Origin of the sequence: Citrobacter sp. Cpo071, assembly GCF_030332765.1 — a bacterium.
In the GTDB taxonomy this organism is placed as follows: Bacteria; Pseudomonadota; Gammaproteobacteria; order Enterobacterales; family Enterobacteriaceae; genus Citrobacter; species Citrobacter portucalensis.
In genome coordinates, this window is sequence record NZ_JAOWHE010000086.1 from 1 (window position 1) to 15,213 (window position 15,213).

The 15,213-nt window shown below is 49.8% G+C and carries 11 protein-coding genes; 8 read left to right on the forward strand and 3 right to left on the reverse strand.

Features of this window, described 5'->3' with window-relative positions; translation table 11 throughout:
• Nucleotides 1–317: 317 nt before the first annotated feature.
• The 5 genes from OGY09_RS22330 to OGY09_RS22350 all read left to right on the forward strand — a co-directional run bounded on the left by OGY09_RS22330 (nucleotide 318) and on the right by OGY09_RS22350 (nucleotide 7,237).
• Nucleotides 318–1,949, forward strand: coding sequence for a sensor histidine kinase (locus tag OGY09_RS22330; RefSeq protein ID WP_003826772.1), 1,632 nt, complete (start codon nucleotides 318–320; stop codon nucleotides 1,947–1,949).
• Nucleotides 1,946–2,665 (forward strand): two-component system response regulator DcuR, encoded by a 720-nt coding sequence (gene dcuR, locus OGY09_RS22335; RefSeq protein WP_008786975.1) that lies wholly within the window; start codon nucleotides 1,946–1,948, stop codon nucleotides 2,663–2,665. Before OGY09_RS22330 ends, dcuR begins: the two co-directional genes overlap by 4 nt.
• A 717-nt stretch (nucleotides 2,666–3,382) precedes the next feature.
• Entirely contained in the window at nucleotides 3,383–4,723 is a 1,341-nt protein-coding gene (dcuB, locus tag OGY09_RS22340; protein WP_003031873.1) for an anaerobic C4-dicarboxylate transporter DcuB, read from the forward strand.
• 96 nt (nucleotides 4,724–4,819) lie between these two features.
• Nucleotides 4,820–6,466 (forward strand): class I fumarate hydratase FumA, encoded by a 1,647-nt coding sequence (fumA, locus tag OGY09_RS22345; protein ID WP_008786974.1) that lies wholly within the window; start codon nucleotides 4,820–4,822, stop codon nucleotides 6,464–6,466.
• A 147-nt stretch (nucleotides 6,467–6,613) separates the two neighbouring features.
• The gene (locus tag OGY09_RS22350) at nucleotides 6,614–7,237 is read left to right on the forward strand and encodes a DUF2238 domain-containing protein (RefSeq protein WP_032942142.1); all 624 of its coding nucleotides are present in this window, start codon (nucleotides 6,614–6,616) and stop codon (nucleotides 7,235–7,237) included.
• 20 nt (nucleotides 7,238–7,257) lie between these two features.
• On the opposite strand, the gene OGY09_RS22355 is transcribed toward OGY09_RS22350, so the two are convergent.
• From OGY09_RS22355 to melA, 3 genes are all read right to left on the reverse strand, one after another.
• Complete coding sequence (locus tag OGY09_RS22355; RefSeq protein WP_032942140.1) at nucleotides 7,258–7,512, reverse strand: SemiSWEET transporter; 255 nt, start codon at nucleotides 7,510–7,512, stop codon at nucleotides 7,258–7,260.
• Between the two features lie 2 nt (nucleotides 7,513–7,514).
• On the reverse strand, nucleotides 7,515–8,945 hold the full coding sequence (gene melB / locus OGY09_RS22360) for a melibiose:sodium transporter MelB (protein ID WP_032942138.1): 1,431 nt from the start codon (nucleotides 8,943–8,945) through the stop codon (nucleotides 7,515–7,517).
• Nucleotides 8,946–9,037: 92 nt separating this feature from the next.
• Nucleotides 9,038–10,393 carry an alpha-galactosidase gene (gene melA / locus OGY09_RS22365; protein WP_008786970.1) on the reverse strand — a complete coding sequence of 452 codons (1,356 nt, stop codon included), beginning with the start codon at nucleotides 10,391–10,393 and terminating at the stop codon, nucleotides 9,038–9,040.
• Between the two features lie 269 nt (nucleotides 10,394–10,662).
• Here melA and melR point away from each other — a divergent pair, with 269 nt between their 5' ends.
• The 3 genes from melR (at nucleotide 10,663) to OGY09_RS22380 (ending at nucleotide 15,176) form a co-directional block, all read left to right on the forward strand.
• Nucleotides 10,663–11,595 (forward strand): transcriptional regulator MelR, encoded by a 933-nt coding sequence (gene melR / locus OGY09_RS22370; RefSeq protein ID WP_003826756.1) that lies wholly within the window; start codon nucleotides 10,663–10,665, stop codon nucleotides 11,593–11,595.
• A 237-nt stretch (nucleotides 11,596–11,832) separates the two neighbouring features.
• The gene (gene adiA, locus OGY09_RS22375) at nucleotides 11,833–14,100 is read left to right on the forward strand and encodes an arginine decarboxylase (protein WP_003826754.1); all 2,268 of its coding nucleotides are present in this window, start codon (nucleotides 11,833–11,835) and stop codon (nucleotides 14,098–14,100) included.
• Nucleotides 14,101–14,414: 314 nt separating this feature from the next.
• On the forward strand, nucleotides 14,415–15,176 hold the full coding sequence (locus OGY09_RS22380) for an AraC family transcriptional regulator (protein WP_008786968.1): 762 nt from the start codon (nucleotides 14,415–14,417) through the stop codon (nucleotides 15,174–15,176).
• Nucleotides 15,177–15,213 lie beyond the last annotated feature (37 nt).

A 15,213-nucleotide genomic window follows, 5' to 3' on the forward strand; every position in this document is an offset into this window, starting at 1 on the left:
TGGAGGCGCATTATAGGGAGTTTCCTGCGGCCCGCAACCCTTAAATGACAGAAAAATGACTGACTGCTGCATTCCACAGCAAAACCCCGCCTTATACCCATTTACGCACAGAGTTATCCACAATCGTAAGGAAATTATCTGTAAGCGTCCCTAAAAAGGGAGAGAATCGGTATGAAAACCTCTATATAGAAAGAAATTCACTCTACGCTATATAAAGAAGAAGGACTGACAACTTAAGCGCCATAATCCCTACCACCTTTGAATTACGCACCCCATCAGGCAATAATACCCGCACAAACCGTGATTTCAGGACCGTGATGAGATACTCCCTGCAACGTACTGCTATACGTAAACGCCCGATGAAGCTTGGCACCACCGTGATCCTCATGGTTAGTGCAGTACTCTTCTCCGTGCTGCTTGTCGTTCATCTGATTTATTTCTCGCAGATCAGCAACATGACGCGCGATGCATTAGCGAGTAAAGCGCTTGCGGTCGCGCGAACGCTAGCCAACTCTCCGGAGATCCGCCAGGGACTAATGAAAAAGCCCGAGGAAAGCGGCATTCAGGCGATTGCCCAGGCGGTGAATAAGAGCAACGACTTTTTGTTTATCGTCGTCACTGATATGCAAAGCATTCGTTACTCCCATCCCGAAGCGCAGCGAATCGGTCAGCCATTTAAAGGTGATGACATATTGCTGGCCCTGCAGGGTAAAGAGAATGTCGCCATTAATCGCGGATTCCTGGCTAAAGCTCTACGTGTATTTACTCCTATCTATGACGAACATCATCGGCAGATTGGCGTCGTGTCGATCGGCCTTGAGCTAAGCCGGGTGACTGAGCAGATCAATAACAGCCGCGGCAGCATCATCTGGTCAATCTTATTTGGCGTGCTGGTTGGACTGCTCGGCACATGGGTATTTGTCAAAGTCCTCAAGCGCATTCTGTTTGGCCTGGAGCCTTATGAAATCTCCAATCTGTTCGAACAACGCCAGGCGATGCTGCACTCTATAAAGGAAGGTGTTATTGCCGTTGACGAATGCGGTGAAGTGACGCTGATTAACCAGGCGGCGCAGGAGCTGCTGGATTATCACAAATCACAAGATGATGCCCAGCTCTCCACACTCAGCCATGCGTGGTCACAAGTGGTCGATTTTTCACAGGTACTACATGACGGAACGCCGCGCCGCGATGAAGAGATCATGGTGAAGGATCGGCTACTCTTAATTAACACGGTCCCGGTACTCAGCAACGGTAAAATCATCGGTGCCATTTCAACATTCAGAGATAAGACTGAAGTCCGAAAACTAATGCAACGTCTGGATGGTATGGTCAACTATGCCGACGCACTTCGTGAACGATCCCACGAATTCATGAATAAATTGCACGTGATTCTGGGATTATTGCATCTGAAAAGTTATAAGCAGCTTGAAAATTACATCCTGAAGACCGCAAACAATTATCAGGAAGAAATTGGCTCACTGTTAGGAAAAATAAAATCACCGGTGATCGCAGGATTTTTACTCAGTAAGATTAATCGCACATCTGATTTAGGCCATAGTCTGGTCATTAGCAATGAAAGCCAGTTACCGGAAAATAGCAACGAAGATCAGGTGGCGGTGCTGATTACCGTTCTGGGGAATCTGATTGAAAACGCCCTGGAAGCGCTAGGTCAAGAACCTGGTGGTGAGATCAGCGTATCCTTGCATTATCGACACGGCTGGTTGCATTGCGAAGTGAATGACGATGGTCCGGGGATTGCCCCCGAAAACATTGAGCACATCTTTGAGAAGGGCGTTTCGTCAAAAGGAACCGAACGGGGCGTTGGTTTAGCGCTTGTTAAACAACAGGTTGAAAACGTTGGCGGTAATATTTCCGTCGAGTCTGAACCTGGGATCTTCACCCAATTTTTTGTACAGTTACCGTGGAATGGTGAGAGGGCCAGCAGATGATCAATGTCTTAATTGTCGATGACGATGCAATGGTAGCGGAATTAAACCGCCGTTATGTCGCGCAACTCTCCGGTTTTCACTGCTGCGGCACAGCCTCCACGCTGGAGAAAGCAAAAGAGATAATCTTTCATAGCGGTCATCATATCGATCTGATTTTGCTAGATATTTATATGCAAAAAGAAAACGGTCTGGACCTGCTACCGGTTCTGCACAGCGAAGGTTGCAAGTGTGATGTCATCGTCATCTCTTCCGCCGCTGATGCCACCACCATCAAAGATTCACTTCACTACGGTGTTGTTGACTACCTGATCAAACCTTTCCAGGCTTCCCGGTTTGAAGAGGCGCTCACCGGCTGGCTGCACAAGAAAAATGAGATGGACAAGCATCAGTATTATGAACAGTCTGAGCTTGACCAGCTGATTCACGGCAGCTCTTCCAATGAACAGGAAGCACGGCGCTTACCTAAAGGGTTAACGCCACAAACGTTACGCACGCTGTGTCAGTGGATTGATGAGCACCAGGATCAGGAGTTCTCCACGGATGAGCTGGCCAACGAGGTCAATATCTCGCGCGTCTCTTGCCGTAAATACCTTATCTGGCTCGTCAATTGTCACATCTTATTTACCAGCATCCATTATGGCGTGACCGGCAGACCTGTTTATCGTTATCGCGTGCAGGCTGAACACTACTCATTGCTTAAACAATATTGCCAATAAATACACTTGGGATTATTTGTTATTTGAAAGTAACAATTATTAAAATAATGAAAAATCCCAATTTCACCAGCTGGCACTGTAAAATTATAAATTTGCGTTAGATCAAATATATTTGTATCCGGCATGTTAAATGTATTATTTTAATATTGACAACCATCACACTGTTTTTAATTTCAAAATCGCTAACAAAAGTTAATTAAGTATTATCTAACTCGCAGAGTGTGTATTTTTACCCATAAAGGATTAGTCTGAAATTAACCAGACATAAAAAATCTAGACTGGTAGCAATGGAGACCATGCTACGTACCATGGACACCGTACATTTTTGTGAGCAAATAAAAGTATCCGCACGCCGACCTCATCACATTATGAGATGGCGTGACCGTGATCACATAAATAATCTACTCACCCATTCTGTCGGTGGTTCACGTAATAGCGGAAAACGCAAAACAGATAAATTACAGCGTCAACCGCAGCTTTCCATGCCCAGCTCTGCTTCCCATCGCCTGAGGATTTTCTCCTCTGATCAAAGCCACAGAAAAAAGCTAAATATTTCCATAAATTTGAAAAAACATTCTAGCCAGAAATTTGAACATTAATCACAAATACGGATATATCGAATACTGACCATTTTTTGATGCCTATTTCGGCAAAAAAGAATGTGGCACCGATCCATTTTTTCAAAAATTGACTGGGTTTTTCGCGAGGGTAAATAAAATGTTATTTAGTATACAACTTCTCATAATATTAATATGTTTGTTTTATGGTGCCAGAAAGGGCGGTATCGCGCTGGGTTTATTAGGCGGTATCGGCCTGGTCATTCTGGTTTTCGTTTTCCATCTCCAGCCGGGTAAACCACCTGTAGATGTAATGCTGGTTATTATTGCCGTGGTGGCCGCATCGGCAACCTTGCAAGCCTCCGGCGGCCTTGACGTTATGCTGCAAATCGCTGAAAAGCTGCTGCGCCGTAACCCAAAATACGTTTCCATCGTCGCACCTTTCGTTACCTGCACCCTGACGATTCTCTGCGGTACAGGGCACGTGGTATACACCATCCTGCCAATCATTTATGACGTTGCCATTAAGAACAATATTCGCCCGGAACGTCCGATGGCGGCGAGTTCTATCGGCGCGCAGATGGGGATTATCGCCAGCCCGGTTTCTGTAGCCGTGGTGTCACTGGTGGCAATGCTGGGTAACGTAACGTTTGAAGGCAAGCATCTCGAATTCCTCGACCTGCTCAGCATCACCATCCCGTCTACCCTGTTGGGTATCCTGGCGATCGGTATCTTCAGCTGGTTCCGTGGTAAGGATCTGGATAAAGATGAAGAGTTCCAGAAGTTCATTTCCGTACCTGAAAACCACAACTATGTGTATGGCGATACCGCCACGCTGTTAGACAAAAAGCTGCCGAAAAGCAACTGGCTGGCCATGTGGATCTTCCTGGCTGCTATCGCCGTTGTTGCCGTGCTTGGCGCGTTCTCTGAGCTGCGTCCTACCTTTAGCGGCAAACCGCTGTCAATGGTGCTGGTTATCCAGATGTTCATGCTGCTGACCGGTGCGCTGATTATTATCTTGACGAAGACCAATCCCGCTTCAATATCTAAAAACGAAGTCTTCCGTTCCGGTATGATCGCGATTGTGGCGGTGTACGGTATTGCCTGGATGGCCGAAACAATGTTCGGCGCGCACATGACAGAAATCGAAGGTGTGCTGGGCAATATGGTGAAAGAGTATCCGTGGGCCTATGCAATTGTTCTGCTGCTGGTATCCAAATTTGTAAACTCCCAGGCAGCGGCGCTGGCAGCGATTGTTCCGGTCGCGCTGGCAATCGGGGTTGATCCCGCGTACATCGTGGCTTCTGCTCCGGCATGTTACGGTTACTACATTCTGCCGACCTACCCGAGCGATCTGGCTGCTATCCAGTTTGACCGTTCCGGCACCACCCACATCGGCCGCTTCGTTATCAACCACAGCTTCATTCTGCCTGGCTTGATCGGCGTAAGCGTATCCTGTGTCTTTGGTTGGATCTTCGCCGCAATGTACGGTTTCCTGTAATCACAGTTCGCGTGCCGTCCACGTTGGTACGGCACGCCACCATGAAGACACAGAGAATTTTAAAATTCCTGAGAAAAATGAAAAGGCTGGAAGCAAATGTCAAAAGTTGAATTCACTTACCAGGCGGCTTTCCCACTGGGGGAAGACAAAACTGAGTACTACCTGCTGACATCCGATCACGTCAGCGTCGGCGAGTTTGAAGGCGAAACAATCCTGAAAGTAGCCCCTGAAGCACTTACACTACTGGCCCAGCAAGCCTTCCACGATGCCTCCTTCATGCTCCGCCCAGAACACCAACAGCAAGTCGCCTCAATTCTCCATGATCCCGAAGCCAGCGAAAACGATAAGTACGTGGCGCTGCAGTTCCTGAGAAACTCCGAAATCGCCGCCAAAGGCGTGTTGCCAACCTGCCAGGACACCGGTACGGCAATCATCATGGGTAAAAAAGGTCAGCGTGTTTGGACCGGCGGCGGCGATGAAGCGGCGCTCTCCAAAGGCGTATTTAATACTTATATCGAAGATAACCTGCGCTACTCGCAAAACGCGGCGCTGGATATGTACAAAGAAGTGAATACCGGCACCAACCTGCCCGCACAGATCGATCTGTACAGCGTGGACGGTGACGAATACAAATTCCTGTGCGTGGCCAAAGGCGGCGGCTCAGCCAACAAAACCTATCTGTATCAGGAAACCAAAGCGCTGCTGACTCCCGGCAAACTGAAAAACTTCCTGGTTGAGAAAATGCGCACGCTGGGTACCGCAGCTTGCCCTCCGTATCACATCGCATTCGTTATTGGCGGTACGTCAGCGGAAAGCACCCTCAAAACGGTGAAGCTGGCCAGCACACACTACTATGACGCGCTGCCGACTGAAGGCAATGCTCACGGCCAGGCATTCCGCGATCTGCAACTGGAACAAGAACTGCTGGAAGAAGCGCAGAAACTCGGCCTTGGTGCTCAGTTCGGCGGGAAATACTTCGCACATGATATCCGCGTGATCCGCCTGCCTCGCCATGGCGCGTCCTGCCCGGTTGGTATGGGTGTTTCTTGCTCCGCAGACCGTAACATCAAGGCCAAGATCAACCGCGAAGGGATCTGGATTGAAAAACTGGAACATAACCCAGGTCAGTATATTCCGGAATCTCTGCGCCAGGCGGGCGAAGGCGAAGTGGTTAAAGTTGACCTTAACCGCCCAATGAAAGAGATCCTCGCCCAGCTCTCTCAGTACCCGGTTTCTACTCGTCTGTCACTGAGCGGTACTATCATTGTTGGTCGTGACATTGCCCACGCGAAGTTAAAAGAACGTATTGAGTCCGGCGAAGGTCTGCCGCAGTACGTGAAAGATCATCCGATCTACTACGCAGGTCCGGCCAAAACGCCTGCAGGCTACCCGTCCGGTTCTTTAGGTCCAACCACCGCGGGTCGTATGGACTCCTACGTTGACCTGTTGCAGTCTCACGGCGGCAGCATGATCATGCTGGCAAAAGGTAACCGTAGCCAGCAGGTGACTGACGCCTGCCACAAACACGGCGGCTTCTACTTAGGCAGCATCGGTGGACCGGCAGCGGTACTGGCGCAGCAGAGCATTAAGCATCTGGAATGCGTGGAATACCCGGAGCTGGGTATGGAAGCTATCTGGAAAATCGAAGTAGAAGATTTCCCGGCTTTCATTCTGGTCGATGACAAAGGCAACGATTTCTTCCAGCAAATCGTCAGCAAACAATGCGCTAACTGCGCGAAGTAACCCATTCGGCCCGGCACTGGACTGGCACTAAATTTTTGGCGTCAGTCCAGCGATCCCCCCGGGCCAACTTTATCCCCCCATTTACTGGTATTGAATTTTTGCCGTTCACAGGGAATAGTGACCTTTTCCATTACGTGTGAATTCGCAATGCTCCGCACTCTGAACCCCACAATCTTGCGCACCGGCGCATTGTTCCTGGCGCTGATTCTTATCTACACCGGTATCTCTGCCTCGGAGAAAATCACCTGGCTGATGGAAGTCACGCCAGTCATTATTGTCGTCCCGCTGTTGCTGGCAACCATGAAGCAGTACCCATTGACGCCGCTGCTTTATACGTTGATTTTCTTGCACGCCATCATTCTGATGGTAGGTGGGATGTATACCTACGCCAAAGTCCCCGTCGGTTTTCAGGTTCAGGAATGGCTGGATCTCAGTCGAAACCCCTATGACAAGCTGGGCCACTTCTTCCAGGGGTTGGTACCAGCCCTGACGGCAAGAGAGATTTTAGTGCGCGGCAATATTGTCCGTGGTCGTAAGATGCTGGCATTTTTGGTCTGCTGCGTAGCACTGGCGATTAGCGCAATGTATGAACTGATCGAATGGTGGGCTGCGCTGGCAATGGGACAAGGTGCGGATGACTTCCTTGGCACGCAGGGTGACCCGTGGGATACCCAGTCGGACATGTTATGCGCACTGCTCGGTGCGTTAACAACGGTCCTCGCACTGGCGGGCTGGCACAATCGGCAGTTGAAAATGGCCGGAGAGCACTAACGCTTCTCCGGCAATCTACATTACCTACTGCGATACTTGATAACCAGAATCGGCAAGGCGAACAACAGTGTCAGAAAGTTCGCCATGCTGACGGCAGTATCTTCAATCAATAATCCGTAAATCAGCCACAAAACCAGCCCGCACACAAACATCACATACATCAAACCGGAGATGCCTTGCGTATTGCGGGTGGTAATAACCTTAATGGCTTGCGGCAAGAAAGAGAGCGTCGTCAGGCTGGCCGCCAAATATCCAATCAACGAATGCCATTCCATCGCTACGCCTTCACATCGCCTGGAGCCACTACCGCAATAGCCGGGATATCAGGTTGCTCATGGTGCTGCGGCACCTTGCGATACTTATCCAGTAAATGGATCTGGATCCTGCGCAGGGTGTCGCCATTCAGTCGATAAAAGCGGAAATACAGGACTAAGGTCACCACAAAAAAGAGTGCGGGTAGCGCTATCATAATAAACTGCATGCCAACGATAGTTTCGGCAGACTGCGCGACATTTGGCGCGTAATTAATCACCCCAAGTATTAACGCGATAAAGAAAGCGGCAAATGCTGACCCACCTTTTACCACCATTGTCTGCACCGAATAAGCGATACTTTCACAACGAACATTAAGTTTGTATTCGCCGTAATCAACGGTATCTGCCACCATAATGACCTGCAACACCCAGAAAAGCGCCGAACCAATATTCAGTAAAACACCCGCTATAACAATCAGTAAGATATTATGGAAATCTGCCAGCGCCATCACCAGTAGTACGCTACAGCTAAGCACCGGCAACACCGATGCCCCAGCCCACAAGATCCGTCGTGACAACGCGTTTACCAGCCGAGGAAAGAAAATCAGCGTCAACAGGTTTGCCGCACCTGCGTAAGACATGTAGTACGGGAAGAGACTTGCATCACCAATCACGTAGGTAAAATAGTAAATGGCAAAGCCAGCAATGATATTGGATGCAATATTGTAAGCCAGTGCCATACCTAACAGGCAGGATAGCTGGTCATTTTTATAGATAAGCCCAACGATCGCTTTCAACCCAAGACGACTGCTGTCTGCCGTGGCTTCACTGTCTGACGAATAAACCTCATGCACATTCCGTAGCGTCACAACGGTGGAAACGATAAAGAACGCGATGAGAATTAGCGTAAACATCTGAAAACCAAAACCACGATCGGCTCCGCCAACATAGCTCACAAAAGGCAGCGTCACGCCTGCGGTAACAAACCCAGAAAGGCTGGCGAAGAAACGGGGGTACGGCACCAGTTGTTCACGCTCGCGTTTATCCAGCGTAATGGTTGGCACCAGTGACCAGAATGGAATATCCATAATGGTGTAGGTCATTCCCCATAATATATACGTCACGCAAACAAATACGACCTGCGCAGTACCCTCAAAAAGATGTGCGCTAAAAAGCAAAAACAGCACCAATGAGTTCGCCAGCGTACCGAGCAAGATCCAGGGTTTAAATTTTCCCCAGCGCGATCGGGTGGCGTTCACAATCCAACCCATGATGGGATCGTTTACCGCATCCCAGATCCTTGCCGCCAGGAACAACGTTCCGACCAGCCCCACCGATAATCCCACTACGTCGGTGTAGTAATACATCAGGTACATGTACACAATACCGATGGCGAAATCCTTACCAAACGCTCCAAATCCATAACTGAGTTTTGTTGTCAGAGATATGCTCATAGGGTATCGGGTCGCTGTTACCAGCGCCCGCCTTCTGTAAGAGGAAACGTCAGAGGTTAAACGCCGGATACAATGCCCGGCGTGATTGTGTATTAACGGTGCAGCCAGGCCGGCAGCCAGTCGCCGTGAGACGCGATCAGGTCGTCCACCAGCGCATAAATCTCTTCAATCCCCAGTACCGCGGCGGTATGCGGATCCATCATCGCCGCGTGATAAACGCGATCGCGATTCTCCGTCAGGATGGCTTCCGTTAGCAGGGTCTGAACATTGATATTGGTTTGCATCATGGCCGCCAAATGTGACGGGAGAGTCCCGACTTTCGTTGGCTGAATACCATTTGCATCGACCAGACAAGCGACTTCAACGCAGCAGCCTTGCGGCAGGTTATCGATCAGATTGTCATTGCGAACGTTGCCATACACGACGCTCGGTTCACCGGTCCAGATAGCGTTCATGATAGTGCTGGCATATTCGCGCGACGGTTTAATGTCGATCCGCTCAGCCGTTTTGTACTCTTCCAGCTCTTTTTTCCAGTTCGCCAACTGTTCCACACAACGTTTCGGATATTCATCCAATGGCACCTTATAGCGCTCAATCAGATCTTCACGCCCCGGTTTGATAAACCACGGCGTATATTCGGCGAAGTGCTCCGACGATTCGGTGACGAAATACCCCAGTTTTTTGAACATTTCATAGCGCACAATGTTCTGGCAACGGGTATTTCCGTGAATATTCGGTTTCGGCGCCTGACCGGATTCATAGGCCGCCAGCAGCTCCGGGTAGAGATTCACATAGGCACCGTCCGCCGTTTTGCGCTCCAGCTCCAGATAAAACGCCATATGGTTGATCCCGGCACTGCGATAGCGCAAAGAAGCAGGGTCGATGTTCAGATCGCGGGCCAACTCCTCCGCCGTCCCCTGCACCGAATGACACAACCCAACCTGCTTAATATGCGGATAACGTGCATACATTGCCCAGGTGTTCATTGCCATCGGGTTAACGTAGTTAAGCATTGTGGCCTGCGGACAGACTTCGGTCATATCCTCACAAATCTGCCATAAATGCGGGATGGTGCGCAGCGCGCGCATAATGCCGCCCGGCCCCAGCGTGTCGGCAATCGTCTGCTCCAGGCCATGGCGTTTACACACCGTAAAATCGGTGACGGTACAAGGTTCATAGCCGCCGATCTGGAAAGCGACCACCACAAAATCAGCATCCTGTAATGCTGCTTTTTGATCGGTATAGCAGGTGATTCGTCCAGACGCGCCCGCAGAATCCATCAACTTGCGCACAACAACGTGTGACTCTTCCAGACGCGTAGGATCGAGATCCATCAAGGCGATATGCGCAGATTTAAGCGCATCGCGGTGAAAGACGTCCCCAAGAATATTTTTGACGAAAATCGTGGAACCGGCGCCGATAAAGGTAATTTTGGGTGCAGACATCATGACTCTCCAGAACATTAGTGAACACAGTCATGGTGGCACAGCGCATAGATGAAAACCTCCGACTTCCCTTCTGAGCATTCCCATAAACTCAGATCATCACTCTGCGCCCTATTGGATCTGAGTTTATGGGACAAAATCACCCAAAAAGCAGAGTATGCGGCCGCAAAATGTCGCTATGCTCAATGGTAACGGTCCAATTTGTGTCCTGATTCTCAGCCTTAATACGTGTTAAATGACATGATTCTGATAATTCAGGAAATGGAGCAACCATGAGTACATTACCGACATCGCCTCTCCCTCCCGATCCGCACATGTGCAGTAGCGATGAAGAACAAACCCGCAGCCCGCTATCGCTGTACTCAGAATATCAACGGATGGATATCGAGTTGCGCTCACCGCATGCTATGCCTGCCAGCCACTGGCATGGGCAGGTGGAGATCAATGTTCCGTTTGATGGTGACGTCGAGTACCTTATCAACAACGAAGTCGTGCAGATAAAACAGGGACACATCACGCTATTCTGGGCCTGTACACCGCATCAGCTCACGCGTCCGGGCAGCTGCCAAAGTATGGCTATCTTCAATTTACCGATGCACCTTTTCCTCTCCTGGCCGCTGGATCGCGAGCTGATCAACCATGTTACCCATGGAATGGTCATCAAATCGCTGGCGTCGCAGCAGTTGAGCACCTTTGAGGTTCAGCGCTGGCAACAGGAACTGAGCAACCCGAACGAACAAATTCGCCAGCTCGCCATTGATGAAATTGGTCTGATGCTCAAACGGTTTAGCCTTTCCGGTTGGCAGCCTATCCTGGTCAATAAAACCTCGCGGACCCACAAAAACAGCGTGTCGCGGCACGCCCAGTTTTACGTCAGCCAAATGCTGAGCTTTATTGCCGACAACTATGATCAGGCGCTCACCATCAACGACGTCGCGGAACACGTGAAGCTCAACGCCAACTACGCGATGGGGATTTTCCAACGCGTAATGCAACTCACCCTGAAGCAGTACATCACGGCAATGCGGATTAATCACGTCCGCGCATTGCTTAGCGATACCGATAAAACCATTCTCGACGTTGCGTTGACCGCCGGATTCCGATCCAGCAGCCGTTTTTATGACACCTTCAGCAAGTTTGTCGGCATGTCGCCGCAGCAGTACCGCAAACTAAGCCAGCAGCATCGGCAAACAATCGCTGGTTGATATCATTCGGCAATATCAGTATCAGCCAAAAAAATATTCCCCCTGTCGATAAACGGCGGTGAAAAACCGCCAACAAGCAAACATAACCTACTGTTTAAAAACAAATTAAACACAAATCAGACTATTTTTCACCCGCTTTACAGCCCATTTTGACAGGATAATACTTGCCTGCGTCACATTCATACGGTGTGTCTGCAATTCATAGATTGCAACCTTTCCACAACCGGGTAAAAGATGATGAAAGTATTAATTGTTGAAAGTGAGTTTCTGCATCAGGACACCTGGGTCGGTAGCGCTGTCGAACGTCTGGCTGACGCATTAAGCCGCCAAAATGTTACCGTCATTAAGTCCACCTCATTCGACGATGGTTACGCAATCCTCGCCGCCAATGAAGCCATTGATTGTCTGATGTTCAGCTATCAAATGGAACAACAAGACGAGCACCTCAACGTCAGGCAATTGATCGGCAAGCTCCACGAGCGCCAGCAAAACGTACCTGTTTTCCTGCTGGGCGATCGCGAAAAAGCCACCGCATCGCTGGATCGCGACCTGCTGGAGCTTGTCGATGAATTCGCCTGGATTCTGGAAGATACCGCAGACTTTATCGCCGGTCGCGCCGTTGCGGCGATGACCCGCTACCGCCAACAACTTCTGCCACCGCTGTTCAGCGCACTGATGAAGTACGGCGACATCCATGAATACTCCTGGGCAGCACCGGGTCACCAGGGCGGCGTCGGATTCACCAAAACACCGGCCGGTCGTTTCTACCATGATTACTATGGTGAAAACTTATTCCGTAGCGACATGGGTATTGAACGTGCATCGCTCGGCTCGCTGCTGGATCATACCGGCGCGTTTGGCGAGAGCGAAAAATATGCCGCCCGCGTGTTTGGCGCTGATCGCTCCTGGTCCGTGGTGGTCGGGACTTCCGGCTCTAACCGCACCATCATGCAGGCTTGTATGACCGACAACGACGTCGTGGTGCTGGATCGTAACTGCCATAAATCCATCGAGCAGGGGCTTATCCTCACCGGGGCAAAACCGGTGTACATGGTGCCAAGCCGCAACCGGTACGGCATTATCGGGCCTATCTACCCGCAGGAAATGCAGCCTGAAACATTGCAGAAAAAGATCAGCGAAAGCCCGCTGACCAAAGGTAAAGCCGGTCAAAAACCGTCTTACAGCGTTGTGACCAACTGTACCTACGACGGTGTTTGCTACAACGCCAAAGAGGCCCAGGACCTGCTCGCGCAAACCAGCGATCGCATCCACTTCGATGAGGCCTGGTACGGCTATGCTCGCTTCAACCCAATTTACGCCGATCACTACGCCATGCGTGGCGCGCCGGGCGATCATAACGGTCCTACCGTTTTTGCCACCCACTCGACCCACAAACTGCTGAATGCGCTTTCTCAGGCATCTTACATTCACGTTCGTGAAGGTCGTGGGGCCGTGAACTTCTCCCGCTTTAACCAGGCGTACATGATGCACGCCACTACCTCTCCGCTGTATGCCATCTGCGCCTCAAACGACGTGGCGGTTTCCATGATGGACGGTAACAGCGGCCTGTCGCTCACCCAGGAAGTGATCGACGAAGCGGTCGATTTCCGTCAGGCCATGGCACGGTTGTACAAAGAATTCACCGCCGAAGGCGACTGGTTCTTCAAACCGTGGAACAAAGAGATTGTGACCGATCCGCAGACCGGCAAAACCTATGACTTTGCCGATGCGCCAACCCAACTCCTGACCACCGACCAGAACTGCTGGGTAATGCGCCCGGGTGAATCCTGGCACGGATTTAAAGACCTGCCGGATAACTGGAGCATGCTGGACCCGATCAAAGTCAGCATTCTGGCTCCGGGGATGGGCGACGATGGTGAACTGGAAGAGAACGGCGTACCGGCTGCACTGGTCACCGCCTGGCTTGGCCGTCACGGCATCGTGCCGACCCGTACCACCGATTTCCAGATTATGTTCCTGTTCTCCATGGGGATTACCCGCGGGAAATGGGGCACACTGATCAACACGTTGTGCTCTTTCAAACACCATTACGATGCCAATACCCCGCTGGCACAGGTAATGCCAGAACTGGTTGAGGAACATCCAGACACTTACGCCAACATGGGCATTCACGATCTGGGCGACACCATGTTCGCCTGGCTGAAAGAGAACAACCCTGGCGCACGTCTTAACGCGGCCTACTCCGGCCTGCCTGTTGCTGAAATCACCCCGCGTGAAGCCTATAACGCGATAGTCAGCGATAACGTTGAGATGGTGGCCATTGAAAATCTGCCGGGTCGTATAGCCGCGAATTCCGTTATTCCTTACCCACCAGGAATTCCGATGCTGCTGTCCGGGGAAAACTTTGGCGACGCCAATAGCCCGCAGATTAGTTATCTACGTTCGTTGCAGTCCTGGGACCACCACTTCCCTGGATTTGAACATGAAACCGAAGGAACGGAAATTATTGACGGTGTGTACCACGTTATGTGCGTGAAAGCATAATGTCGTTTTATAGATAGTCCGATGTTTAAGGTAGACATGTCATGCTTGAGTAATTCCTGAGTATTGCTGCAAAACAATAACATTGTCATACCTTTTTGCGCGGGACCACCCCGCGCTTTTTTTATACGCAAATAGCGCCTTTCCACTTGCGTACAAAAATGTGTACATAAGAAAAATCCCGCCAAACATTGTAATTAATTTCAGACACGTTATTTTATTGCAGTCTTGGTTTCATCATACAATTTCAATTTAGCCGATTTGGCTCATCTGATGTTGAGCTACGGTGTTTTATGTTCATATTCCTGGAGTTGGGTATGAGGCTTTGCAGCAAAGAAGCTTGTGTTGTTGTATTAACGGAGAAGGATGTTTGGTTAAGGATTAACGGTAAAGAAGCCATCAGTTTAAAAGCTAATCATATGGCACTGGTGGCATGCGATAATAATATTATCGATTTCTCATCACTTAATAACGCATTGGTCGTACATATCAGCCGCGATATCATTAAAGATTATCTGCGCTTTTTAAATAAAGACCTTTCACAGATCCCACTCTGGCAACGCAGTGCCAGCCCAGTGATGACCGCCGCGTGTCTGACGCCGGATGTCTTCAGGGTGGCAGCCCAACACAGCGTAATGGACACAGTGAACGAAGCTGAAAGAGAGCGTACGCGCTCGCTACTGTTCACGGTGTTATCACGCTTTCTCGACAGCAAAAAGTTTATTTCTTTGCTCATGTATATGCTGCGCAACTGTATCAGCGATAGCGTTTATCACATTATTGAGAGCGATATACATAAAGACTGGAATTTAAGCATGGTTGCCAGTTGCTTATGCCTGAGTCCCAGTTTGTTAAAGAAAAAGCTCAAAAGTGAAAATACAAGTTACAGCCAAATAATTACCACATGTCGCATGCGATATGCCGTCAATCAATTACTGATGGACGGCAAAAACATTTCTCAGGTCTCTCAACTGTGTGGATATAACAGTACCTCATACTTTATCTCCGTATTCAAAGAGTTCTATGGGATGACGCCTCTGCATTATGTTAGCCAACATAGGGAGCCATCCGCCGCCTGATTTTTAATCAGTTAGCGATAAGCCATAATAATATCAG